This is a genomic window from Aminobacter sp. HY435 (assembly GCF_027568395.1).
GTDB lineage: Bacteria > Pseudomonadota > Alphaproteobacteria > Rhizobiales > Rhizobiaceae > Aminobacter.
Window position 1 is genome coordinate 49,443 of sequence record NZ_JANKZL010000010.1, and the last position, 23,423, is coordinate 72,865.

At 63.3% G+C, this 23,423-nt stretch carries 18 protein-coding genes, 1 tRNA gene and 1 riboswitch; of the genes, 10 read left to right on the plus strand and 9 right to left on the minus strand.

Annotated elements, in window-relative coordinates:
* Positions 1-315: 315 nt before the first annotated feature.
* On the plus strand, positions 316-2,010 hold the full coding sequence (locus tag PCJ21_RS15660; protein ID WP_269932350.1) for a GNAT family N-acetyltransferase: 1,695 nt from the start codon (positions 316-318) through the stop codon (positions 2,008-2,010).
* Positions 2,011-2,061: 51 nt separating this feature from the next.
* Positions 2,062-2,295: a hypothetical protein gene (locus tag PCJ21_RS15665; protein ID WP_269932351.1), complete on the plus strand. Its 234-nt coding sequence runs from the start codon at positions 2,062-2,064 to the stop codon at positions 2,293-2,295.
* 104 nt (positions 2,296-2,399) lie between these two features.
* Here the strand turns inward: PCJ21_RS15665 and PCJ21_RS15670 are convergent.
* Both PCJ21_RS15670 and cpdR read right to left on the minus strand, forming a co-directional pair.
* Positions 2,400-2,474 (minus strand) — tRNA-Val (locus PCJ21_RS15670).
* A gap of 104 nt (positions 2,475-2,578) precedes the next feature.
* The gene (gene cpdR, locus PCJ21_RS15675) at positions 2,579-2,941 is read right to left on the minus strand and encodes a cell cycle two-component system response regulator CpdR (RefSeq protein WP_018429348.1); all 363 of its coding nucleotides are present in this window, start codon (positions 2,939-2,941) and stop codon (positions 2,579-2,581) included.
* Between the two features lie 204 nt (positions 2,942-3,145).
* Between cpdR and PCJ21_RS15680 the strand changes: the two genes are divergently transcribed.
* Positions 3,146-4,036: an N-formylglutamate amidohydrolase gene (locus PCJ21_RS15680; protein ID WP_269932352.1), complete on the plus strand. Its 891-nt coding sequence runs from the start codon at positions 3,146-3,148 to the stop codon at positions 4,034-4,036.
* Between the two features lie 224 nt (positions 4,037-4,260).
* Positions 4,261-5,034, plus strand: coding sequence for a histidinol-phosphatase (gene hisN / locus PCJ21_RS15685; protein WP_269932353.1), 774 nt, complete (start codon positions 4,261-4,263; stop codon positions 5,032-5,034).
* A 128-nt stretch (positions 5,035-5,162) separates the two neighbouring features.
* On the opposite strand, the gene PCJ21_RS15690 is transcribed toward hisN, so the two are convergent.
* Both PCJ21_RS15690 and PCJ21_RS15695 read right to left on the minus strand, forming a co-directional pair.
* Positions 5,163-6,122 carry an alpha/beta fold hydrolase gene (locus tag PCJ21_RS15690; RefSeq protein ID WP_269932539.1) on the minus strand — a complete coding sequence of 320 codons (960 nt, stop codon included), beginning with the start codon at positions 6,120-6,122 and terminating at the stop codon, positions 5,163-5,165.
* A gap of 290 nt (positions 6,123-6,412) precedes the next feature.
* Positions 6,413-6,604: a hypothetical protein gene (locus PCJ21_RS15695; protein ID WP_269932354.1), complete on the minus strand. Its 192-nt coding sequence runs from the start codon at positions 6,602-6,604 to the stop codon at positions 6,413-6,415.
* Here PCJ21_RS15695 and PCJ21_RS15700 point away from each other — a divergent pair.
* Positions 6,603-7,070 (plus strand): Hsp20 family protein, encoded by a 468-nt coding sequence (locus PCJ21_RS15700; RefSeq protein WP_269932355.1) that lies wholly within the window; start codon positions 6,603-6,605, stop codon positions 7,068-7,070. The two genes, PCJ21_RS15695 and PCJ21_RS15700, sit on opposite strands and share 2 nt — an antisense overlap.
* Before the next feature lie 66 nt (positions 7,071-7,136).
* On the opposite strand, the gene PCJ21_RS15705 is transcribed toward PCJ21_RS15700, so the two are convergent.
* Positions 7,137-8,189, minus strand: a complete 1,053-nt coding sequence (locus PCJ21_RS15705) for a threonine aldolase family protein (protein WP_269932540.1) — start codon at positions 8,187-8,189, stop codon at positions 7,137-7,139.
* Between the two features lie 510 nt (positions 8,190-8,699).
* Between PCJ21_RS15705 and gltB the strand changes: the two genes are divergently transcribed.
* Positions 8,700-13,430, plus strand: coding sequence for a glutamate synthase large subunit (gltB, locus tag PCJ21_RS15710; protein ID WP_269932356.1), 4,731 nt, complete (start codon positions 8,700-8,702; stop codon positions 13,428-13,430).
* Between the two features lie 119 nt (positions 13,431-13,549).
* Positions 13,550-15,004: a glutamate synthase subunit beta gene (locus PCJ21_RS15715; RefSeq protein ID WP_269932357.1), complete on the plus strand. Its 1,455-nt coding sequence runs from the start codon at positions 13,550-13,552 to the stop codon at positions 15,002-15,004.
* A 428-nt stretch (positions 15,005-15,432) separates the two neighbouring features.
* On the opposite strand, the gene PCJ21_RS15720 is transcribed toward PCJ21_RS15715, so the two are convergent.
* Both PCJ21_RS15720 and PCJ21_RS15725 read right to left on the minus strand, forming a co-directional pair.
* Positions 15,433-16,677 (minus strand): SGNH/GDSL hydrolase family protein, encoded by a 1,245-nt coding sequence (locus PCJ21_RS15720; RefSeq protein WP_442866026.1) that lies wholly within the window; start codon positions 16,675-16,677, stop codon positions 15,433-15,435.
* Positions 16,678-16,693: 16 nt separating this feature from the next.
* Complete coding sequence (locus tag PCJ21_RS15725; RefSeq protein WP_269932358.1) at positions 16,694-17,920, minus strand: lytic murein transglycosylase; 1,227 nt, start codon at positions 17,918-17,920, stop codon at positions 16,694-16,696.
* A gap of 246 nt (positions 17,921-18,166) precedes the next feature.
* Here PCJ21_RS15725 and galU point away from each other — a divergent pair, with 246 nt between their 5' ends.
* Both galU and bluB read left to right on the plus strand, forming a co-directional pair.
* Positions 18,167-19,054: a UTP--glucose-1-phosphate uridylyltransferase GalU gene (gene galU / locus PCJ21_RS15730; protein ID WP_269932359.1), complete on the plus strand. Its 888-nt coding sequence runs from the start codon at positions 18,167-18,169 to the stop codon at positions 19,052-19,054.
* Between the two features lie 58 nt (positions 19,055-19,112).
* Positions 19,113-19,292: riboswitch (cobalamin riboswitch) on the plus strand.
* A gap of 48 nt (positions 19,293-19,340) precedes the next feature.
* Positions 19,341-20,063 carry a 5,6-dimethylbenzimidazole synthase gene (bluB, locus tag PCJ21_RS15735; protein WP_269932360.1) on the plus strand — a complete coding sequence of 241 codons (723 nt, stop codon included), beginning with the start codon at positions 19,341-19,343 and terminating at the stop codon, positions 20,061-20,063.
* Here the strand turns inward: bluB and PCJ21_RS15740 are convergent.
* Complete coding sequence (locus tag PCJ21_RS15740; protein ID WP_333474402.1) at positions 20,060-21,763, minus strand: outer membrane beta-barrel protein; 1,704 nt, start codon at positions 21,761-21,763, stop codon at positions 20,060-20,062. The genes bluB and PCJ21_RS15740 overlap by 4 nt on opposite strands.
* Positions 21,764-21,910: 147 nt before the next feature.
* Here PCJ21_RS15740 and PCJ21_RS15745 point away from each other — a divergent pair, with 147 nt between their 5' ends.
* Entirely contained in the window at positions 21,911-22,909 is a 999-nt protein-coding gene (locus tag PCJ21_RS15745; protein WP_269932361.1) for a KpsF/GutQ family sugar-phosphate isomerase, read from the plus strand.
* Positions 22,910-22,943: 34 nt separating this feature from the next.
* Here PCJ21_RS15745 and PCJ21_RS15750 read toward each other — a convergent pair whose 3' ends face one another.
* A complete protein-coding gene (locus PCJ21_RS15750) occupies positions 22,944-23,408 on the minus strand; it encodes an NfeD family protein (protein ID WP_269932362.1) in 465 nt (154 codons plus the stop codon).
* Positions 23,409-23,423 lie beyond the last annotated feature (15 nt).

Below are 23,423 nucleotides of genomic sequence, written 5' to 3' on the forward strand. Positions count from 1 at the left end.
GGTAGCTGTTAAGCCCCACGTTGTTTGCTGCGTCTCGTTGCTACGGCCATGGGCGGATCTCGCGGGAGAATATTTCGACCGCTTCAACCAGAGGTCGCCGATGGACGTAAAAGCCTTCCAAAAAGTCAACATGGGCAAGGGATCGGGCTGACTCGCCGGCTGTCGCCAGCAAATCCATGCGGAACCTGTGAACTGCAGGAGTGCGGGGGGGGGCGATGTGCTGCAGGGTCCGCTGGCACGTCCGGCGGCTTGCGGATTTGGCTGAAATCGGTGACAAAGTTCTTGTTCGCAATTCCATTGGGCAGGAGTTTGCGCATGCAGATTGATGTCGTCGAAAGCATCGAGGATTTGCAACGCCTCAAAGAGGATTGGGACGCAGTCTACGCGGCCGATCCTGAAGCCCACCTGTTTCTTGGCTGGACATGGATCTCAAACTGGGTGCGCAAGGTCGGGCACCCCTGGGTCGTGCTTGCTGCAAAAGCGGACCCGTCCGGAAGCTACGTCGGGTTCTTGCCGCTCCAGCTTCGCGCCGAACTCGATGAAGCGTCGGGATTCTTCAATAGCTTGCGAATGGGAGGGTCCTATTTCGCCGTCTATACCGGGCTGCTCTGCCAGCCTGAGCATGAAGGCCAAGCCATTCCCGCCTTCGCGGAACAAATGAAGGCACTGCATTGGAAGCAAGTGCACCTGGACGATATTTTCATGTCGGCGCGACGGCGCCAATTACTTCTGGAGCCATTCGGCGCCGATGACTACGTTGTCGAAAAAATCATCCGACGACCACACATCACCGCTAGCGGCGACAATATCAATCACGACGTGTACATCTACGTGGATTTGCCTGGCGATTGGGAGGTGTACCTCAATTCGCAACTCGGTCCGAAGGCACGATATCATGCGCGAAACCGCCTACGCAAAGTCGACGCCGGGGACGAGTTTCGGATCACAATAGCCGACGCGTCGACGATTGAACGGGACCTCAGTACGCTTTTTCGCTTCTGGATGGGGCGATGGGAGCCGAAGAACCCAGGTTATGCCCGGGGCATACTTAACAACTGCCGTGCAATGTTGCCTGCCTGCTTTCGCGACGGAATGCTGTTCGTTCCAGTGTTTTGGCAGGGCGATGTTCCTGTCGGAGCGCATCTCAACTTTCTTGACCGGGACAAACGCACACTGATCAACCTTCTCGGCGGCCGCGACATGACGGCAAGCAAGGTGCCCGTCGGCTTCTCCTTGCATGTCTTCACAATGCGTTGGGCAATCGAAAACGGCTTTACCTCGTACGACCTCGGAACCGGAGATTTTGGCTACAAGTATGATTTTGGGTCCAAGGAGAGGCTGATTGAAGGCGTTCGGATCAGCACCAGGAGCGGGCGCAATCTCGGTGTTCAACTCGACCGAAGGACCTTGCCCGCGATCTTGTCATGGTCGCAGCGATTGCTGGATGACGGCAAGCTCGATCTCGCAGCAGTTGGATGCAGGCAAATATTGGATGCGGATGCAACCAATGCCGAGGCCGCGCAGATGCTGGAGAAGATCGATTCTGCAGAATCGAGGAGATTGGCCAGCGCAGTCCAATTGCATCGCGAAGGCAAGCTGGTGGACGCGGCCAGGATATACACAGCAATTCTAGCGGACAATCCTCGCCAATTCGATGCGAACTACATGTTCGGCGTTGCTTGCCTGCAGCGAAACGAGTTTCAGGCTGCCACGGTCTATTTGGGGCGCGCTGTCGAAACCAGGCCTGAACACGCCTCGGCCCACAACAACCTCGGCAACGCCATGCGCGCATTGAACCGATTCGAGGACGCGACGGCCGCATATCGGAGCGCCATCGCGTCGAATCCCAACTTCGCGGAAGCTTTCAACAACATGGGACTGGCGCTGCGGGAGCTCGGAAAGTCCGACGAGGCCGTCGAATGGTTCGACAAGGCGCTGCACATCAAGCCAGACTTTGAAAAGGCGACGCGCAACCGCGAGAATCTGCTGCGGGAGCTTGGACGCGCTTGAGTGGGTAGCGAACAGTCTTCAAGGGCGCCTCGCGTCGGCGGAGGTGCATTGTTGCCTGGCAACCCTTGGCGATCAGTGGCGTTTGCCGTGCATCTCTGCCGGCATTTCGGTGGCGCCAAGGCCGAGAGCGACCAGGTTGAGGGCTACGCCAGGCGCAAGGGCACGGCTGTCGCAGCCGCGGGCGCCCAGGCGGGCGAGGCGGAAGGCCGGGCACTTGTTGGTCTGCCTGTAGCGACCTGTGCCGTGCTCGCCTTCTACGGGCGAAGTGCGGCGCGCCTGCATTGAAGGAATGGCGGGCGCGACAGGGATCTAACCTGACGGAGAAGCCAAATCCAACGGACGTTCAGGAAGGGACAGAAAGAAATCTATTTTGTTTTCAGTCTGTTGGATGGTGGGCGTGACAGGGATTGAACCTGTGACCCCTGCAATGTCAATGCAGTGCTCTCCCGCTGAGCTACACGCCCATCCGATGGAGGCGGATACACCATTTTTGATCCGGCGCGTCAATAGCGGTTTTGGCGGAAAATGCGCCGGATCAAGTTTTCCCCTGGCGACGCAGGGGAAGCCGCTATGCGGCGTGCAGCATCTTCTCGACCTCGTTGACGAGATCGCGCAGATGGAAGGGCTTCGACAGCACCTTGGCGTCGCGTGGCGCCTTCGAATCAGGATTGAGAGCGACCGCCGCGAATCCGGTGATGAACATCACCTTGAGGTCGGGATCGATCTCGGTGGCGCGGCGCGCCAGTTCGATACCGTCCATTTCCGGCATGACGATATCAGTCAAGAGCAGCGAAAAAGGTTCCTCGCGCAGCCGCTCGTAAGCGCTCGCGCCATTGTCAAAGTCGCTTACCTGGTAGCCGGCGCGTTCCAGCGCCTTGACCAGGAAGCGGCGCATATCGTCGTCGTCTTCTGCCAGAAGAATGCGTGCCATCAGTTTCCCGTCCGAATCAGCGGTCGAAGCCGCCCCCCATCAGGGGCTTCGTTAACCATCTTGTATATGAGTTCGGGACGGTAAACATCAAGTGAACGTAGCCTCGGGGTGCGGCCCGATGCACCGCGAAATGCTGGACACAGGCGGCAGCCGGTGGCACTTTCGTGCCATGAGTGAGCGCAGTCCGCAGGTCCATCAGCCAAGATGACGCCAGCCGAAGATTTCTCGGTGTCGCCGCCGTTCGAAGTTCGAACGAGCGCCGAACAGCGTGTGCCGTTCGTGTTCAACTCGCCGCACAGCGGGCGTTGCTATCCAGACCGCTTCCTGGCCATGACCAGGCTCGACTCGACCTCCATCCGCCGGTCGGAAGACTGTTACGTCGACGAACTGTTCGGCGCGGCGGTGGCGCTTGGCGCGCCGATGCTGGCGGCGCATTTTCCGCGCGCCTATCTCGATGTGAATCGCGAGCCCTGGGAACTGGACCCCAGGATGTTTGCCGAGCCGGTGCCGCCTTTCGCCAACATCCGCTCGGCGCGCGTCGCTGGCGGGCTGGGCACGGTGCCGAAGCTGGTGGGCGAGGGCCTCGACATCTATCCAGGTCGGCTGCCCCTGGCGGAGGCGGTCGGGCGCATCGAGAGTGTCTACAAACCCTATCACGAGACGCTCAAGCGGCTGGTTACCCGCACCCATGCGCGGTTCGGCTATGCGGTGCTGATCGATTGCCACTCGATGCCGACGTCGATTCGAATCGGTGAGAATGGCGCGCGGCCCGATTTTATCGTCGGCGACCGGTTCGGGACTTCGGCGAACCCAGCCCTTTCCGAAAGGGCCATCGGGCTGCTGGCCGCCATGGGTTATGCTGTGGCGCACAATAGACCATACGCGGGCGGCTTCATCACCGAGCACTATGGCAGGCCGGCGCGCAATCTTCACGCGCTGCAGATCGAGATCAATCGCGGTCTGTACATGGACGAGCGGACGTTCAGGAAATCGGCGGGCTTCTATGCTCTGGCTGACGATCTGGCCCGGTTTTCCGCGGATTTGATGGCTATTCCAGACCATCATTTCATCGACCTGCCGCTCGCGGCGGAATAATCCAGGCGACCTTCCGGGCAAAAAAAGACCGCTCCGGAGAGCGGTCGAGTCTAGGGAGGAAACGCCCAAGAAGGGCATGAACAGGAGAACCTGTTCGAATTTGAAACTATTGTGCGCTGCACAAAAGTCAAGGCGCTGCAGCATTTTGTAAATCAGGTTGATGTGGTTATTGCCGAACGGCTATGCGGCGTGGCATCCACGCAACAGTTGAGATGGGGTGAGCGATGGTCAACGCCGAATTCCTGCGTCGGATTGCAGGCGCCGCAGCTGCTGAAACACTGCCGCGGTTTCGCCGGCAGGGCGCGGTTGCAAACAAGCTGGCCGGCGGTTTCGATCCGGTCACCGAGGCCGACCAGGAGGCCGAACGCGCCATCCGGGCTCTGATCAACGCCGAATACCCCGATCACGGCATCCTGGGCGAAGAGCATGGCAGCGAAAACACGTCCAACAGTCATGTCTGGGTCATCGATCCGATCGACGGTACCCGCGCCTTCATCTGTGGCCTGCCGGTTTGGGGCACGCTGGTCGGACTGACGGTGAACGCCGACGCGGTCGCCGGCCTGATGTCGCAGCCTTTCACCGGTGAGCTGTTTTATGCCGACGGCAACGGCGCGCATTACGAGGGGCCAGGCGGGCCGCGCAAGCTCAGCGTGCGAAACACCACCAGCCTTGCCGACGCGACCATTTTCACCACCACGCCGTCGCTGTTCAAGGGCGAGATGCGCAAGCGCTACGACCAGCTTGAGACCCAGGTCCAGCTGGCGCGCTACGGCACCGATTGCTACGCCTTCGCCATGGTGGCGGCCGGCCACGTCGACATCGTCGTCGATCCGGGCCTGAAACCCTACGACATCGTGGCGCTGATCCCGATCATCGAGCAGGCCGGCGGCATCGTGACCACGTTCGAAGGCGGACCTGCCGAAAACGGCGGCGACATCATAGCGGCGGCAACGCCCGAGTTGCATGCGGCGGCATTGGCGGTGCTGACCGGAAAGTAGACCGGGGCCGTTCGACGGTTAGAGCGCCGTGCGTCCGAATGGACGCACAGAGGACGCTCTAACTTACTGAGTTGGCGCATCGTGCTTTCCGAAAATCGGGTCCGATTTTCGGGCCGATGCGCTATGGTCTACGCGACAGTCTCGGCCGATCCCGGAACAAACGCCTCGAAGGCGGCAAGCAGCTGCTCGCGGTAGAGGTCTACTTCCTGCAGAATCTCGTGACGCGCCCCGTCGATAGTCAGCAACGAAGCAGCGCGCGTGCACGCCGCGAGCTGTTCGACGTCGCCGACCGACACGACCTGATCCGCGCCGGCGGTGACGATCAGCATCGGCACCTTGAGCGCCGCGGTGAAGGCCGGATCGCTGACGGTCTCGGAGGCTTTCGCGGCGGCACGCAGCCAGGCGATGGTCGGTCCGCCGACCGATAGCTCGGGGTAGGTTTCGTACAGCTGGATGTTGCGGCGATAGCGGCGTTCGTCGCTGGTCAGCTTGTTGGTTTCAAACGGGGTGCCTTCGCGCGGGCGCGGCCCCCAGGCGGCGTAGAACCGGCCGAAGCCGAGCCAGCACAGCAAGGTGGTGATACGCTTGATCGCCGTCATCGAGAGCGGCGAACCGAACACCGACAGGAATGGCGCAACCAGCACCATGCGCTGGATGCGGTTGGCCATCGCCGGGGCGGCGAGTAGCGCAATCAACGCGCCGCTCGAATGCGCCAGCATGAAGAATGGGCCGCGGCAGTCGGGCAACACGATCTGCTCGAAGAAAGCCTCGAGGTCGCGCACATATTGCTCGAAGCTCTTGACGTAGCCGCGATGGCCGTCGGGCAGCAGGCGCTCGGAAGCGCCCTGACCGCGCCAGTCGAAAGTGGCGACTGCGTGCCCGCGGGCTGTCAGGTCGCGGATGGTCTCGAAATATTTCTCGATGCACTCGTTGCGGCCGTTGAGAAGGATGACCGTGCCCTTGAACGGCTGCGACGTCGCCGGAAACAGGCCGTAGCGCAGGCGCTTGCCGTCATGGGCGGTGAAGTCGCCGCCAGTGCCGCGTTCGGGTGCCGGATTGCCGGGGATTTCGTGGAACAGGTCCGTCATCTGGCGCTTCGGCTCGAACTCGCTGCCCGGGATCAGGTCAAGCAAGGGTGATAGAAAGCCAGATCAGGAAAATCAAAGGAATTCCGCGTCGCGGTAGTTCGCGTTCGGCTCGATCCGGCAAAATACGAGGCCGGAAGCAGCTTGCGGGATGCTTCCGGCCTCTGTCGACCCGGGAGGAAGGGACGTTACACCCGGTTCGGCCTCGTCGGCGGCCATTTTGGCTGGCCGCCTGTCTGTGAACTTGCAGTCACATTACGAGGCACCTGCTGAACGGAGGCCGAAGGCGCGGTTCATCTTCGGTTCATCAAGGGCGTTGGAACAGGCTCGGCAAAGCTCCTCGCAAGACGTCTTGAAAAGCCTTCGGGCGGTTCCCAAATGTCTCCTGCGGCGCCCAGAATGGGGCCGCTGATCACCGCCGAAAGCGCCAGAAGGGCTTCGGCACAGATCAAACGCAAACCTTGTTGCTCAATGGAGAACACCATGCGTCAAGTCGATTTTTCTTCGCTTCACCGTTCGACCGTCGGTTTCGACCGCCTCTTCAACATGCTCGATTCGCTCGGGCAGCCGGATGGCGGACAGACCTATCCGCCCTACAACATCGAGCGTACCGGCGAGGACACCTACCGCATCAGCATGGCGGTTGCCGGCTTCTCGGAATCAGAGATTTCGATCGAAGCCCATCGCAATGTGCTGACCGTGAAAGGCGAGCGCGCCAATGAAGGCAATGGCGAAGGTTCGGAGCTGCTTTATCGCGGCATCGCTTCGCGCGCCTTCGAGCGCCGTTTCCAGCTCGCCGACCATGTCGAGGTCGTCGGTGCTGCCCTCAAGAACGGTCTGCTGCACATCGATCTGAAGCGCAACATCCCTGAGGAGATGAAGCCGCGCAAGATCGAGATCACGGCTGCTCCAGCCAAGGCCAAGCAGATCGAGACCAGCACGGTCAACTAAGCTGCAAGACAGCTCCTCCCAAGGAGAAAAGGCGGTGCCTCCAGGCGCCGCCTTTTTTGCATGCGATCAGCTCTGCAGCAGATCGCCGAAGCGGCTGATGTCGTCAGCTGTCGTGGCGAAGCTGGTGACGAAGCGGTAGAGCGTCTCGTCTTCGCCAAGCTGGCCGCCGAGGCCGGCCGGCACATTCCAGTTGTAAAACACCGCGCCGGCTGCCTGGGTGCGTTCCGCGACGCTGGTCTTGATGATGGCGAAAACCTCGTTGGCCTGCGGCTGCCAGGCCAGGCGAGCGACCGATGAGTTCTCGAACACCGCCGCCAGCTGCCGTGTCATGGCGTTGGCGTGACGCGCGGTGTCGAGCCACAGCCCGCCGTCGAAATAGGCGTCGAACTGGGCCGAGATGAAGCGCGACTTGGAGAACAGCTGGGCCGCGCGCTTGCGCAGGAAGGCCATTTCCCTGGCGCGGTCGAGATCGAACATGACGATCGCTTCGGCACACCAGCAGCCGTTCTTGGTGCCGCCGAAGGAGACGATGTCGACGCCGCGCTTCCAGGTCATTTCGGCCGGCGTCGTGTCGAGCGACACCAGCGCATTGGCAAAGCGCGCGCCGTCCATGTGCAGTGGCAACGAATACTGGCTGGCGACGCCTGAAATCGCCTTGATCTCGTCCAGGCTGTAGACGGTGCCGACTTCCGTCGACTGGGTCAGCGAGATTGCCGAAGGCCGGCCGGCATGGACATTCTCCGATGCGAAGCGGTCCACGGTGCGTTCCAGGGCCTTCAGGTCCATGCGGCCGAGCGGTCCGTCGACCGGACATAGCCGCGACCCTTGCGAGAAATATTCCGGTGCGCCGCACTCGTCCTCGATGATGTGCGCCTCGCGATGGCCGAACGATATGCCGCCAGGTTTGCCGTAGGCCGCGAGCGCCAGTGAGTTGGCCGCGGTGCCCGTTGCGACGAAGAAAACGGCCACTTCGCGCTCGAATATCTCGCCGAAACGCTCGTAAGCCGCACGATCGAGGGCGCCATCTCCATAGCCGCGGCTGAAGCCAGCGGCGTTGGCCGAGAGACGCGCGGCGATCTTCGGGTGCGCGCCGGCCCAATTGTCAGATGCGAAGATCATGGTCATCAGTCCGTCTTGGGGCCATGGGCCGTCTTGGGGCTAAGGGAAGCTGCTGGGAGATAGAGCGGATTTGGTCCTGGCCAGCAAGTCCGGTGTCTGGAAATCGGTTGAGGCAGCGAAAAACCGGCTTTTGACCGCTTGTTCAAAAATTACGCCGCGCAGGCGGTTGTTGTAATTTTCTGTCCCGGATGATGCGGAAAGTTCGTGAATCGGTCTTGTGCGATTTCGAGAATTCTGTCATACGAAATTTAGGACAGCAGTGCTGTCTTATTTATCTGCCCAAAGCGGACCGGATTTGGCGTATGATAGCGTCACGTCCGTCTGCCGCCGCGAGCCAGGGTCAGATGTCGCGCCGGGTCATGCCCGGCCTTGTCTGCCCCGACTGGCGGTTCGGTGCCGGCCAACGGCACCGCGCCGCAAGCATATCGAAGCATATCTGAAGGTGCGCGGATCGGCATGTTGCCGTCCCAAATTGAACTGCCCAAAACGGGCCGGAATGGAGAAGAGACGATGACGGAGTTGACGCCATCTGTGACGACGGGTTTTGTGCCGGCCGCGCAGACGAAAGCGGCCAACAAGAAAACCGATCATCTCCGAACCACCACCGGCTATGCAGCGCATGGCCTTTATGATCCTCGCAACGAGCACGATGCCTGCGGTGTCGGCTTCATCGCCCAGATGAAGGGCGTCAAGTCGCACCAGATCGTCAAGGACGGGCTTTTCATGCTCGAGAACCTGACGCATCGCGGTGCGGTGGGTGCTGACCCGCTGGTCGGCGACGGCGCCGGCGTGCTGGTGCAGATTCCCGACACGTTGTTCCGCGAGGAATTGGCCAAGCAGGACATCGAACTGCCGGCACCCGGCCAGTATGGCGTCGGCCACTGGTTCATGCCGCAGGACGCGGCGATGCGCGACCACATCGACGAGATCATCCGCGAATCGGCGCAATCCGAGGGATTGCCGCTGATCGGCTTCCGTGACGTTCCGGTCGACAACGCGTCGCTGTCGAAGGCGCCGGAAATCGTCGCGGCCGAGCCCTACCACCGCCAGGTGTTCATCGGCCGTACCCCCGACATCGAGGATGACGAGGAGTACGAGGCCCGCCTCTATTTGCTGCGCAAGGTGATCTCCGGCCGCATCTATGCCGAGAACAACAACAAGGACATCGGCGCGTACTGCGTGTCGCTGTCGGCGCGCACCGTCGTCTACAAGGGCATGTTCCTGGCCAACCAGGTCGGCGCCTATTACAAGGACCTTTCCGATCCGCGCTTCGAAAGCGCGCTGATCCTCGTCCACCAGCGCTTCTCGACCAACACCTTCCCATCGTGGAAGCTCGCGCATCCATATCGTATGGTCGCCCACAACGGCGAGATCAACACGGTGCGCGGCAACAACAACTGGATGGCGGCGCGCCAGGCGTCGGTCGACAGCGAGCTGTTCGGCAACAACATCTCCAAGCTCTGGCCGATCTCCTATGAGGGGCAGTCGGACACGGCGTGCTTCGACAACGCGCTCGAGTTCCTGTTCCAGGGCGGCTACAAGCTGGCGCATGCCATGATGATGCTGATCCCGGAAGCGTGGGCCGGCAACAAGTCGATGGATGCCGACCGCAAGGCCTTCTACGAGTACCACGCAGCGCTGATGGAGCCTTGGGACGGCCCTGCCGCCGTGTGCTTCACCGACGGCCGCCAGATTGGTGCTACGCTCGACCGCAACGGCCTGCGTCCGGCCCGCTACATCGTCACCGACGACGATCGCGTGATCCTGGCCTCCGAAGCCGGCGTGCTGCCGGTCGACGAGAAGAGCATCGTCAAGAAGTGGCGCCTGCAGCCCGGCAAGATGCTGCTGATCGACCTGGTCAAGGGCCGCATCATCTCGGATGAGGAGATCAAGTCCGAGATCGCCACCAAGCACCCCTACAAGAAGTGGCTGGCCAACACCCAGCTCATCCTCGAGGAACTGAAGCCGGTCGAGCCGCGCGAACTGCGCAAGGACGTGTCCCTGCTCGATCGCCAGCAGGCCTTCGGCTACACGCAGGAAGACACCAAGCTGTTGATGTCGCCGATGGCCACGACCGGCCAGGAGGCGGTGGGTTCGATGGGCACCGACACGCCGATCTCGGCGATGTCGGACAAGACCAAGCTGCTCTACACCTATTTCAAGCAGAACTTTGCCCAGGTCACCAACCCGCCGATCGATCCGATCCGCGAGGAGCTGGTGATGAGCCTGGTGTCGTTCATCGGCCCGCGCCCGAACATCTTCGATCTCGTCGGGTCCTCGCGCCGCAAGCGGCTCGAGGTGCGCCAGCCGATCCTGACCAACGGCGACCTGGAGAAGATCCGTTCGATCGGCCATACCGAGGACCGGTTCGACACCAAGACGATCGACATCACCTACTCCGCGGCTGAAGGGGCTGCCGGCATGGCCGGCGCCATCGAGCGGCTGTGCGAGCGTGCGGAGGCCGCGGTCGCGGGCGGCTACAACATCATCATCCTGTCCGATCGCCAGATCGGGCCCGATCGCATCGACATCCCGACGCTGCTGGCGACGGCTGCCGTCCACCACCACCTCATCCGCAAGGGCCTGCGCACCTCGGTCGGCCTCGTGGTGGAATCGGGCGAGCCGCGCGAAGTGCACCACTTCTGCTGCCTGGCCGGATATGGCGCCGAGGCGATCAACCCGTATCTGGCCTTCGACACGCTGACCGACATGCACAAGCGGGGCGAGTTCCCGCCTGAAGTGGACGGTTCCGAAATCGTCGGCCGCTATATCAAGTCGATCGGCAAGGGCATCCTCAAGGTCATGTCCAAGATGGGCATCTCGACCTACCAGTCCTATTGCGGCGCGCAGATCTTCGACGCCATCGGCCTGAAGAGCGACTTCGTCGAGAAGTACTTCACCGGCACCGCGACCAACATCGAAGGCGTCGGCCTTGATGAGATCGCGGCTGAAACGGTGGAGCGCCATGCCTCCGCCTTCGGCGAGGACCCGGTGCTGCGCAACGCGCTCGACGTCGGCGGCGAGTACATGTACCGCATCCGGGGCGAAGCTCACATGTGGACGCCGGACGCGGTTGCCTCGCTGCAGCATGCCGTGCGCCAGGGATCGTGGTCGACCTTCAAGGAGTTCTCGGCCCAGATCGACAGCGAGACGGCGCGCGCCCAGCAGATCCGCGGCATGTTCCACATCAAGTCGGCGCAGGAGAGCGGCCGAAAGCCGGTCGCCCTCGACGACGTGATGCCGGCGGCCGAGATCGTCAAGCGCTTCTCGACCGGTGCGATGTCTTTCGGCTCGATCAGTCGCGAGGCGCACACCACGCTTGCGATTGCCATGAACAAGATCGGCGGCAAGTCGAACACGGGTGAGGGCGGCGAGGAGCCGGATCGCTATCTGCCGCTGCCCGATGGCTCGGTGAACCCCGAGCGTTCGGCGATCAAGCAGATCGCCTCTGGCCGTTTCGGCGTGACGACGGAGTATCTCGTCAACTCCGACATGATGCAGATCAAGGTGGCGCAGGGCGCAAAGCCCGGCGAGGGCGGCCAGCTGCCCGGCCACAAGGTCGATGCGACGATCGCCAAGACCCGTCATTCGACGCAAGGGGTGGGGCTGATCTCGCCGCCGCCGCACCATGACATCTACTCGATCGAGGATCTGGCGCAGCTGATCTACGACCTGAAGAACGTCAATCCGGCCGCCGACGTGTCGGTCAAGCTGGTGTCGGAAGTCGGTGTCGGCACAGTTGCGGCGGGCGTCGCCAAGGCGCGCGCCGACCACATCACGATCTCCGGCTACGACGGTGGCACCGGCGCTTCGCCGCTGACCTCGCTGAAGCATGCCGGCAGCCCGTGGGAGATGGGCCTCGCCGAGACGCACCAGACGCTGGTGCTGAACGGCCTGCGCTCGCGCGTTGCGCTGCAGGTCGACGGCGGCCTGCGCACCGGCCGCGACGTCGTCATCGGCGCGCTTTTGGGCGCCGACGAGTTCGGCTTCTCGACCGCGCCGCTGATCGCGGCGGGCTGCATCATGATGCGCAAATGCCATCTCAACACCTGCCCGGTGGGCGTCGCCACACAGGATCCGGTGCTGCGCAAGCGCTTCAAGGGCACGCCCGAGAACGTCATCAATTACTTCTTCTACGTGGCCGAAGAGGTGCGCGAGCTTTTGGCCAAGATGGGCTACACCCATATCGACCAGGTCATCGGCAACAGCGACCTGCTGGAGAAGCGCGAGCTGATCAACCACTGGAAGTCGCGCGGCCTGGACTTCTCCAAGGTGTTCTACAGACCGGATGCGCCCGCTTCGGCGACGCACTGGACCGAACGCCAGAAGCACCCGATCGACGACGTGCTCGACCGCAAGCTGATTGCGGAAGCCAAGCCCGCTCTCGAAGCGCGCCAGCCGGTGAAGATCGAGGCAACCATCCGCAACGTCGACCGCTCCGCCGGCGCGATGCTGTCGGGCGAAGTCGCCAAGCGCTTCAAGCACAAGGGCCTGCGCGAGGACACGATTTCGGTGAAGCTGACCGGCACGGCCGGGCAGTCCTTCGGCGCGTTCCTGGCGCGCGGCGTGTCGTTCGAGCTGGTCGGCGACGGCAACGACTATGTCGGCAAGGGCCTTTCGGGTGGCCGCATCGTCATCCGTCCGCCTGAGGATGCCAAGATCGTCGCTGAGGAGTCGATCATCGTCGGCAATACCGTGCTCTACGGTGCGACCGAAGGCGAATGCTACTTCCGCGGCGTGGCCGGCGAACGTTTCGCCGTCCGCAACTCGGGCGCGGTCACCGTCGTCGAAGGCGTGGGCGACCACGGCTGCGAGTACATGACGGGCGGCGTGGTGGTGGTCATCGGCAAGACGGGCCGCAACTTCGCGGCGGGCATGTCTGGTGGCGTCGCCTACGTGCTCGACGAGGAAGGCGATTTTGCCGAACGCTGTAACATGGCGATGGTCGAACTCGAGCCGGTCCCCGAAGAGGACGACATGCTGGAGAAGCTCCACCACCACGGTGGCGACATCGCCCACAAGGGCCGCGTCGACGTGTCGGGCGACATGACCCGCCACGACGAGGAGCGCCTGGTGCAGCTGATTTCGAACCACATGCACTACACCGGTTCGACCCGCGCCAAGCAGATCCTCGACGACTGGGCGAGCTACCGACCCAAATTCCGCAAGGTCATGCCGGTGGAGTACCGCCGCGCGCTGATCGAGATGGAGCGCATGCGGATGAACGTCGCGGCGGAATAGCCGCGGCCATCCGGCCGGCGCGGCGCCTGCAAGCGGGCGCCCGCCATCGCATGCTTCATTTGAAGTGGTGGAATTCTACGCCCGCGCCGAGCCGCCGGGCATGATTGACGAGAGTTACGATGGGCAAGGTTACAGGTTTTCTCGAAATCGACCGGCAGGTGCACAAGTACCAGCCGGCCTCCGATCGCATCCGGCATTTCCGCGAGTTCACGCTGCCGATGTCGGACAAGGAAGTGGAAAAGCAGGCCGCGCGCTGCATGGATTGCGGCATTCCGTTCTGCCATGGCCCGACCGGCTGCCCGGTCCACAACCAGATCCCCGACTGGAACGATCTGGTCTACAATGGCGACTGGGACAACGCGATCCGCAACCTGCACTCGACCAACAACTTTCCCGAGTTCACAGGCCGCATCTGCCCCGCGCCTTGCGAGGAAGCCTGCACGCTGAACCTCGAGGACATTCCGGTCGCGATCAAGACCGTCGAGCAGGCGATTGCCGAAAAGGCCTATGAGACCGGCTACGTCAGGCCCTATCCGCCGGAAACAAAGACCGGCAAGAAGGTTGCCATCATCGGCTCCGGCCCCGCCGGCATGGCGGCGGCGCAGCAACTCGGCCGCGCCGGGCATGACGTCCATGTCTATGAGCGCGAGAGCCGTCCGGGCGGCCTGCTGCGCTTCGGCATCCCTGATTTCAAGATGGAGAAGCACTATATCGACCGCCGCGTCGAACAGATGGCGGGCGAGGGCGTGAGCTTCCATTGCGGCGTCAATGTCGGCGTCGACAAGAAGGTCGAGGACCTGCTCGCCGAATATGACGCCGTGCTTTATTGCGGTGGCTCCGAGACGCCGCGCCCGGCCGGCATTCCCGGCAGCGACCTCCAGGGCGTCCACGACGCGATGCCCTATCTGGTCCAGCAGAACAAGCGCGTCGGCGGCGAAGACATCCAGTCGGTCGCCTGGCCATCCGAGGCGATCGTCGCAGGCGGACAGCACGTGGTCGTCGTCGGCGGTGGCGACACCGCTTCCGACTGTGTTGGCACCGCGTTCCGCCAGGGCGCCGTGCGGGTGACCCAGCTCGACATCCGCCCGCAGCCGCCGGAGAAGGAAAACAAGCTCGCGGTGTGGCCCTATTGGGCGACCAAGATGCGCACATCCTCGTCGCAGGCCGAGGGCGCGCAGCGGGAGTTCCAGGTGGCGACGCTCGAGTTCATCGGCGAAGAGGGCCAGCTGACCGGCGTGAAGTGCTGCGAAGTGGACGACAAGCGCAAGCCGATCCCGGGCACGGACTTCGTCATCCGCGCCGATCTCGCCTTCATCGCCATCGGCTTTGCCGGCCCGATCTCGGGCGGCGTGGTCAAGGAGCTGGAAGGCAAGCTCGACATCGCCACCGACAGCCGCCGCTCGAGCAATGTCACGGCCAACGATCTCGACTACAAGACCAACATCGACAGGCTCTACGTCGCCGGCGACATTCGCCGCGGCCAGTCGCTGGTCGTCTGGGCGATCCGCGAAGGTCGCCAGGCCGCTCGCGCCATCGACGAGGTGCTGATGGGATCGAGCGTCCTGCCACGCTGACGGTAAAGCGGGTGCATCCTTCGAGGCTCGCCCGCTGACGTCCTGCATGGCCCGGCAGATTTTGGGGGCTCGCACCTCAGGATAAGGACCGTTTGCGCAAACGGCCCTTATCCTGAGGTGCGGGTCCTTCGTCTTTCATCCATGTAAGTGCGTCCTTCGAGGCTCGCCCATCGACCTCCTCCATGGCTCGGCTTGATTGTGCAGGCTCGCACCTCAGGATGAGGACCCGTGGCGCAAGCGACTCCCATTTTGAGGTGTGAGCCTTTCATTTTGAAAGCGCGCCGCTTCATCTTAAAGAAGAAGCACCGCAGACATTGAGAGGGGGCCGCAAGCGCAAACAGTCCTCATCCTGAGGTGCGAGCCCCCATTGCGGTCCCGGACCTGGACCGAACCTCTGCGGGCGAGCCTCGAAGGACGCACAACCGATGTCAGCGCTTGATGGCGGTCGTGGTCTCGGAGGCTGCAGACGGAGGCAGCTTCTTGGGCGGCCACGAAAAATCGTCGATGCGACCGGCCGGAGCCTTGGGCGCGATGCCTTCGACCACCAGCTTCTCGCCTGGTGAATTGGGCTCGGTCTTCGCGGTCGTCGTCTGGGCGCCCATCAGCTCGGTGCCGCCGTCGAGTTCGGGATCCGACAGCGAGACCGGAACGGTGCGGTCGATGTTGACGGGCACGTTGAGCTCGCCGGGGGTCGCCTGCGGCAGGCTTGCGGGCACGACTGTCTCGGTGCCTTGCGGCCCGATGCCAAGCAGCTTGTTCAGCGGTTTTTCGGCATAGAAGGCAAGCTTGCGCTTTCCGGCCTTGGTGACGTTGATACCGTCGTCGGAGCGAAGCCGGACCGGCTGGCCGTTGATGTCGGGGCCGCTGGTGACGAAGGCGCCGCTCTCGTCGACGAAGCCGTCCCAGACATCGACGAATTCGCTGCCGGCAGTCTCCGTCGCGGCGCGATAGATGTCGTTGAAGGCTAGCATGTCGGTCGTCATCTTCGATGACTTGAAGGCGGGCATGCCGACCCAGAGGAACGGCACCTTGGCGTCGGCGATCGTCTTGGCCAGCTTTTCGGTGCGCGCGGTGTATTCCCTGGTCCAGGCCGGGCTCATCGACGGCTCGCGATTGTCGCCGACGCGCATCTGCTGGCGGTCGTTGGAGCCCATCATGATGATGACGGCGGCAGGCTTCTCCTGCTCGATCAGGATCTTGGCCTGCTCGGGCCAGTTGAAATAGTCTTCGCGGACAAAGCCCGAGGAGCCGCTGGTCTTGTCGACGATGCGCACCTTGGCGTTTTCTGCGAACACCGTGGTCAGGCCTTCCGCAATGCCGGCGCCGAGGAAGTCGCCAATGACCAGCACGACGCGCGCGTCCGGCAGCTTCTCGACCACAGGTATGGCAGGTTCGGCAGGCCTGGCGACATTGCCGATGGCGGCATTGGGCTTGCGCGGCTTCTTGCGCAGCTTGCGCGGCTTGGCCCTTGGCTCATCGAGAATGTAGGGATCGACGCGCGGTTCGCGGCGCGGCATGAACAGGTCGCGCAGCGACCAGCGCCGCAAGATGCCCTCCTGGGCCATTGCCGGGGAGGGCATGGTGCTCGCAATGGCGGTCAATGCGACCGCCGCCGCGACAAGCGGCATCATCAGGCGCAGTGCGACTTTGTTCGAACGACGCGACGATGCCAACCGCAACCTCCGATTGCTAATTACGCCTCAGCCATTTGAGCACTTCCATGCTCGGATGGCCGTCCTGCGTCAAGCCCAACTGGGCCTGGAATGTCTTGATTGCCGAGCGCGAACCCTCGCCAATCTTGCCATCGGCCTTGCCGTCGTAATAGCCATGCGCCGACAGCCGCTTCTGCAACTCCTGCTTTTCTTCGAAGCTGAGCTTGGTGAAGGGCCGCTTCCAGTCCTGCACCAGCCCGCCATATCCGGCGATCTCGTCGGCGAGCAGGCCGACGGCGAGGGCGTATTTGTCAGCGTTGTTGTAGCGCTTGATGACCTGGAAGTTCTTGGTCATCAGGAAGGCGGGGCCGCCACGGCCGTCTGGCACCTTTAGCGTGGCGACATCCGATCCGCGCTTGAACGACTTGCCATTGGCGCGTTCGACACCGAGCGAAGCCCACTTGTCGAGCGTGAGCGAGCCCGACGGGAATTTGCGGCCTTCCGGCAGCACGACCTCGTAGCCCCAGGTCTTGCCAGCCTGCCAACCATTCTTCCTGAGCAGGTTGGCAGCGGTTGCCAGCGCATCCGGCACCGAGTTCCAGATGTCGCGGCGGCCATTGCCATCCGCGTCTACGGCATAGGCCTGGTAGCTGGTCGGGATGAACTGGGTGTGACCCATCGCGCCGGCCCACGAACCCACGAGGTGGCTTTCGTCGATGTCGCCACGCTGCAGGATCTTGAGCGCGGCGATCAGCTGGGTCCGGGCAAACTTGGCGCGGCGCTGGTCGCCATAGGCGAGGGTTGCCAGCGAACGCACGACATTGCGCATCACCTTGTCGTTCTTGAGAATTTCGCCGTAGTTCGATTCCATCGACCAGATGGCGAGCAGGACATAGCGATCGACGCCGTAGCTGGCCTCGATGCGGTCGAGCCACGGCTTCCACTTGCGCGCCATCTCACGGCCGACCGCAATCGACTGGTCGTGCACGCGGTTGTCGAAATAATCCCAGACAGGGGCGGTAAATTCCGGCTGGAAGCGTGCCTTTTCAAGCACTTCCGGATCGGCTGAGGTTACGCCGCGAAAGGCGCGGTCGTAGGTCGAGCCGGAGATTCCGTTGTCGGCGGCAACCGAGCGGAAACTTGCGACCCAGCGCTGGAAACCGGCTTCGGCGGCCGCAGGGCCGGCCGGAAGCATAAGGGCGAGCGACAGGCCTGCGATTGCGGCTACGCTTGCCAGGCTTTGGGCGGTCTTGCGAAGGGGCATTCTTTCCTCCTTGGAGAGATCAGAAAGTCGATTCATCGCCGATGCCGGTTATCAATCAGTTTACCATAGACCCCCAGGGGAGTGAAAAGCGGTGTCTGGATTGTTCCCCGACTGGCCGAGACAATCAAGATCGCGTGATCACCGGTCTTGCCGCTGGACGCTAAATATGTGAACGCATTCCGTAATCATCAATTCGGGCATGACATTGTCGGCGCCCGATAGCCAGAATCATCGGACGACCGCGCAATGAAGAGAGTTCGCAAGGCAGTGTTTCCCGTCGCAGGCCTGGGCACCCGCTTTCTGCCGGCCACGAAGTCGATTCCCAAGGAAATGCTGACCGTGGTCGACCGCCCGGTCATCCAGTATGTCGTCGACGAGGCGCGCGAGGCAGGCATCGAGCATTTCATCTTCGTCACCGGTCGCAACAAGGCGGTGATCGAGGACCATTTCGACGTCCAGTTCGAGCTTTACGATACGCTCGCCCAGCGCGGCAAAGGCGAGCAGCTCGAGCGGCTGCAGAAGCTGCAGCCGGCACCGGGACAGACATCGTTCACGCGCCAGCAGGTGCCGCTCGGCCTTGGCCACGCGGTCTGGTGCGCGCGCGAACTGGTCGGCGACGAGCCGTTCGCCTTGCTGTTGCCGGACATGATCATGCAGTCCGAGAAGAGTTGCATGCGCGAGATGGTCGAACTCTACGCCGAGACGGGCAACAACATCATCGCCGTGCAGGAGTGCGATCCGGCGGAAGCGCACAAGTATGGCATAGTCGGCCAGGGCAAGTCGGTCCATACCGGCTTCGAAATCGAAGGCATGATCGAGAAGCCCAAGCAAGGCACTGCGCCGTCGAACCTCTACATCAATGGCCGCTACATCCTGCAGCCGGAAATCTTCGATATCCTGGCCAAGCAGGAGCGCGGCGCGGGTGACGAGATCCAGCTTACCGACGCGATGCTGAAGCTCGAGAAGAAGCAGTCCTTCTACGGCTACCACTATCGTGGCCGTACGTTCGATTGCGGTTCGCCGGAGGGCTTTGTCGAGGCCAATGTGGCGTTCGCCCTGTCGCGCTCGGACATCAACGAACGCATGGCCGATGTCATCGAAGGCCTGCTGCGGGAGATGAAGCCCGCCCGCTGATGTCGCCGGCGCGCCAGTTCGCGGCGCGCCGTGCTGTAGCCTTGAAGGCCGGCACGCTGTAGAAAGACGTCTGCCAGGTGCCCGCAGCGATGCGGGAGAATCGGGAACACGGTGCAAATCCGTGGCGTGCCCAACGCTGTATGAGGGACCGTATCGGCATAAGCCACTGCGATGAGCGGGAAGGCGCCGGTGCGGGTTGAACTCAAGCCAGAAGACCGGCCCGGCAGAAATGGTCCACCGCATGGTCAGGCGGAGGGACGCCGTTTCGATCGCAAGGGGACACGCGATGCCGGCTGCCAATGACACATGCACGCATGATTTTGCGCCTGAAGCCCAAGACGCGGTTTACCGCGCCATCTTCACGCGCCGCGACGTGCGCAGCCATTTTTTGCCTGACCCGATCGACGATGCCGTGTTGGCGCGGCTATTGATGGCGGCGCATCACGCGCCCTCGGTCGGTTTCATGCAACCGTGGAACTTCATCGTCATTCGCGATGGCGAACGGCGCGCGCAGGTGCGCAAGCTGTTCCTCGCCGCCCGCGAAATCGAACTGCCGCAAATTGCCGGGGAGCGGCAGGCGCTGTATCGCAAGCTCAAGCTCGAGGGCATCTGCGAAAGCCCGCTCAACCTCGTCGTCACCTGCGATCGCAGCCGCACGCAGACCTCCCCGCTGGGGCGCTGGCACAATCCCGAGATGGACTTGTTCAGCACTGTTTGCGCGGTTCAGAATTTCTGGCTGGCGGCGCGCGCCGAGGGGATCGGCGTCGGCTGGGTCAGCATTCTCGACAGGGAAGCGTTGAAACAATTGCTGGCCATTCCCGCGCATGTCGTCCCGGTGGCCTATCTTTGCGTCGGCCATGTCAGTGAATTCGCGCCCAAACCCGACCTCGAAAAGCATGGCTGGGGCCACCGCCTGCCATTGGGCGACCTGATCATGAGCGAAGTCTATGCGGGTTCGGGGGAGGAGGCCCTGAAGCGGCTTGCCACGGCCAACCCGGCTGCAGGCTAGCGCTGCACCTTCAGTCCCAGGAAAACGCTGTTGGTCTTGCTGTCGCGGTCGGGCAAGGTGCTGTCGAACGTCTCGTGGCGCAGCCTGCCGGTCAGGCCGGCGTAGCGGTTGAGCCACCAGGTCAGGCCTGCTTCGGCGCTGAGCCGCAACTCGTGATCGCTTGAGCTGGCATAGTCGCGCCAGCCGGCGCCTGCCGCGACGAAGCCGGTGAGATTGGCGCGTAGCTGGCGCTCGACGCTGAGGCGCCCGGTGTAGAGCACGGAGCCGCTGTCGCCGGGCGTGGTCGAACCTTCGACATAGGTTTCGCCGGTGAGGCCAATGATCGTGCCGCGCATCGGCGACCACTTGAGGTCGGCTGCGATGGTCGCGGCGGAAACCGGAGCGAGGCGGTCGTCGTCGAATTTCTCCGAGATCCAGCCGGCGGAGAGTTCGCCGCCGAATTTCTCGCCCATGTCGATCTCGACGCCGGCGCGCGCGCCGACGCGGTTTGACGAGCGTTCGAAACCGGCAGTGTCGAGCCGCAGTTCATAAATCCTGCGGCCGAACTCGACCTCGCCGAACGGGGTCAGCGCCGGCGATACTTCGTAGCCGGCGCGGAAGCGGCCGGTATAGAGCGTCGAGTTGCGGTCCTTCTGGGACAGCGTGCCGCCATCCGACAGGTCGGCATCGCCGTAGCTTTCCCTGACCGCCTCGCCGACGACGCCGAAGCGGAACTTGCCGACATCCTTTTCCAGCCCGAGTTCGCCTTCGACGGTCTGCAGGGTGGGGCGTTCGGCAGTGCCGGTGATGACCACCGGCGAACTGGCCGATTCCGGGCGCACATTGTAGCCGAGCCGGGCAATCGCGCGCAGGCTTTCGGCGAGATCGAGCTCAAGCCGCCCGTCAATGCCGCCGGTGACGTCCTGGATGTCCTGTCCTGAGACGGATTTGCGGAAGTTTCCGTAGGCGTCGATGGTCGCCGAATGGCTTTCCCAGTCGGACGCGGCGTTCAGGCGCAGCGAGGTTTCCGACAGAACCGCCGACTTGCCGTCACTGCTCGAATCGGCGTTCGAGGTGGCTTCCACGCCTTGCTCGAGCGTCGGTTTGAGGGTGAACGTACCAAAGCGAATGCCGGTCGGGGCGAAGGGGTTTTCTTCGGGCAAAGGCTGGCGGCCCTCGATGGCACGCTGGCGTGCGGCATCCGGACCATTTTCCGGCAGCGTCGCTGAATCCACAGTCCCCTGGCGAACGGTGCCGGTCGTCATGTCGTCGGCAGGCGTTTCCGCGCCTGGGCGGATGGCCGTCGCTGACGCGCGTGGCCGGGCCTGCGCCTTCCGCCTTTCCTCGGCGCGCTGGCGGGCGGTGGTAGGCGCAGTGGCGCGCATCGGCGCGGCGTCGCCAAAAGCGTCGTCCGCGTTCGGCGGTTCGCTGAAAAGGTCCGCGGTCGCAGCATCTTGGGCGGGCACTGCGCCCGGGCTGGCCGGTTCGTAGGTGGACTGGTCCCGTGCGGCAGCCTCCGCCGGCTGAGCTGCGGCCTGGCCCCTGCGCTTCAGCACAGATGTGCTCGCGTCGGTCTCGGCAACGGCGCCGCGAAGGCCCGCCTGCTGCGCATGCACGGGCAATGCGAACAACAGCGCCGCCGCGCTCGCCGTCGCCAGCAAGACGCAGATACGCGCACCCTCAAGGTGCCTTGTTCGCTCTCCCGAGATGCGCGCCATCATCACCACTGCTTCGCCGACGCAAGGCGCGTCGTGCTTAGCAACTGGTAAATGGCCATGGTTAATGGAGTGTTTAGCTGGGCGGCGGACAGGTCGCGGAACGGGGGATATTGATGGACAGGCGGCCTGCGAAGCGCTAACGCATGCGCCATGCACGCTGGATCTCTGAAAAAAGAGCCGGACGGGCAGGCGTCCATCGCCTCGGCCCTCCGCACCGTCACAACCGAGCAGGCCGGCATCGTGGCGCTGGTGGCAGCGCTCGAAGGCAGCCTTGCCGCACCGTTCGCCAAGGCTGTTTCGGTTCTGGGCCAGCTCAATGGCCGCGCCATCATCACAGGTGTCGGCAAGAGCGGGCATATCGGCAAGAAAATCGCCGCGACGTTCGCCTCGACCGGCACGCCCGCCTATTTCGTCCACCCCGCCGAAGCCATCCACGGCGACCTCGGCATGATCACCAAGGACGACGCAATCGTTGCGATTTCCTGGTCCGGCGAGACGGCCGAACTCAAGGGCATTGTCGGCTATTCGCGCCGCTTCTCGATCCCGCTGATCGCCATCACCGCAGGCGAGACGTCGGCGCTGGCGCGCCAGGCTGACGTGCTGCTGTCGCTGCCGCGCGCGCCGGAAGCCTGCCCGCACGGCCTGGCCCCGACGACATCGACCTTGCTGCAACTGGTCATCGGCGATGCGCTGGCCGTCGCGCTGCTTGAGGCGCGCGGCTTTACCGCCGACCACTTCCGCACCTTCCACCCCGGCGGCCAGCTCGGCGCGAGCTTGACGCCGGTCGGCGACCTCATGCACACGGGCGACGAGATGCCTGTCGTGCCGGTCGGCACCAAGATGCCGGAAGCGGTCCGGACGCTGTCCAAGAAACGCTTCGGCTGCGTCTGCGTCACGGATGCCGATGGCAAGCTTGCCGGCATCATCACCGACGGCGATCTTTCGCGCAATCTCGACCGCAATCTTGCCGAGACGCGCGTCGAAGAGATCATGACCGTGCGTCCCAAGACCGTCCCGCGCCACATGCTGGCCGGAGCGGCAATCGCCATGCTCAATGAAAACAACATCGGCGCGCTGATCGTCGTCGAAGGCGATCGCCCGGTCGGCCTCATCCACTTCCACGACCTGCTGAGGATCGGCGCCGCCTGAACGGCACCCTCGGGACCACAGGCTCAACGCCGGCTCAGACCGGCTCCACCCGCAGTTCCAGATCGGTGTCTCCGGCGGCGGTGACGCGGACCTGCGCGCCTGCCGGGAGGTCGGGGCCTGAAACGCGCCACATGGTGTCGCCGAGCTTGATGCGTCCTCGGCCTTCCTTGATCGGTTCGGTGAGCGTCGCCGTCCGGCCGATCATCTGGGCGCCGCGCTGGTTGAGCAGCGGCTGGTCGGACAGGCCTTCGCGGTCGCGCACGATCTTCTTTCCGACATAGGCGGAGACTAGCGCCAGCACCAGGAAGACCAGCACCTGGACCTGCCAGCTCCACAGCGCCACGTCCCACAACAGCAGCGATGCCGAGCCGACGATCAGCGCGGCAATGCCGATCCACAGCAGGAAAACGCCCGGCGCGAAGATCTCCAGCGTCAGCAGGACGAAGCCGAGCAGCATCCAGTTCCACGGGCCGAGTTCGGCGACGATGCTTGCGATCATTCGGGCGCTCCCATC

What these genes read in the sequence shown, in the direction of transcription:
- galU (WP_269932359.1), top strand. Translation starts at nt 18,167, where the DNA reads ATGAAGAGAGTTCGCAAGGCAGTGTTTCCCGTCGCAGGCCTGGGCACC.
- PCJ21_RS15725 (WP_269932358.1), bottom strand. Translation starts at nt 17,920, where the DNA reads ATGCCCCTTCGCAAGACCGCCCAAAGCCTGGCAAGCGTAGCCGCAATC.
- PCJ21_RS15700 (WP_269932355.1), top strand. Translation starts at nt 6,603, where the DNA reads ATGCGTCAAGTCGATTTTTCTTCGCTTCACCGTTCGACCGTCGGTTTC.
- PCJ21_RS15715 (WP_269932357.1), top strand. Translation starts at nt 13,550, where the DNA reads ATGGGCAAGGTTACAGGTTTTCTCGAAATCGACCGGCAGGTGCACAAG.
- hisN (WP_269932353.1), top strand. Translation starts at nt 4,261, where the DNA reads ATGGTCAACGCCGAATTCCTGCGTCGGATTGCAGGCGCCGCAGCTGCT.
- cpdR (WP_018429348.1), bottom strand. Translation starts at nt 2,941, where the DNA reads ATGGCACGCATTCTTCTGGCAGAAGACGACGACGATATGCGCCGCTTC.
- PCJ21_RS15740 (WP_333474402.1), bottom strand. Translation starts at nt 21,763, where the DNA reads ATGATGGCGCGCATCTCGGGAGAGCGAACAAGGCACCTTGAGGGTGCG.
- PCJ21_RS15660 (WP_269932350.1), top strand. Translation starts at nt 316, where the DNA reads ATGCAGATTGATGTCGTCGAAAGCATCGAGGATTTGCAACGCCTCAAA.
- PCJ21_RS15690 (WP_269932539.1), bottom strand. Translation starts at nt 6,122, where the DNA reads ATGACGGACCTGTTCCACGAAATCCCCGGCAATCCGGCACCCGAACGC.
- PCJ21_RS15705 (WP_269932540.1), bottom strand. Translation starts at nt 8,189, where the DNA reads ATGATCTTCGCATCTGACAATTGGGCCGGCGCGCACCCGAAGATCGCC.
- PCJ21_RS15680 (WP_269932352.1), top strand. Translation starts at nt 3,146, where the DNA reads ATGACGCCAGCCGAAGATTTCTCGGTGTCGCCGCCGTTCGAAGTTCGA.
- PCJ21_RS15695 (WP_269932354.1), bottom strand. Translation starts at nt 6,604, where the DNA reads ATGGTGTTCTCCATTGAGCAACAAGGTTTGCGTTTGATCTGTGCCGAA.
- PCJ21_RS15750 (WP_269932362.1), bottom strand. Translation starts at nt 23,408, where the DNA reads ATGATCGCAAGCATCGTCGCCGAACTCGGCCCGTGGAACTGGATGCTG.
- gltB (WP_269932356.1), top strand. Translation starts at nt 8,700, where the DNA reads ATGACGGAGTTGACGCCATCTGTGACGACGGGTTTTGTGCCGGCCGCG.
- PCJ21_RS15745 (WP_269932361.1), top strand. Translation starts at nt 21,911, where the DNA reads ATGCACGCTGGATCTCTGAAAAAAGAGCCGGACGGGCAGGCGTCCATC.
- bluB (WP_269932360.1), top strand. Translation starts at nt 19,341, where the DNA reads ATGCCGGCTGCCAATGACACATGCACGCATGATTTTGCGCCTGAAGCC.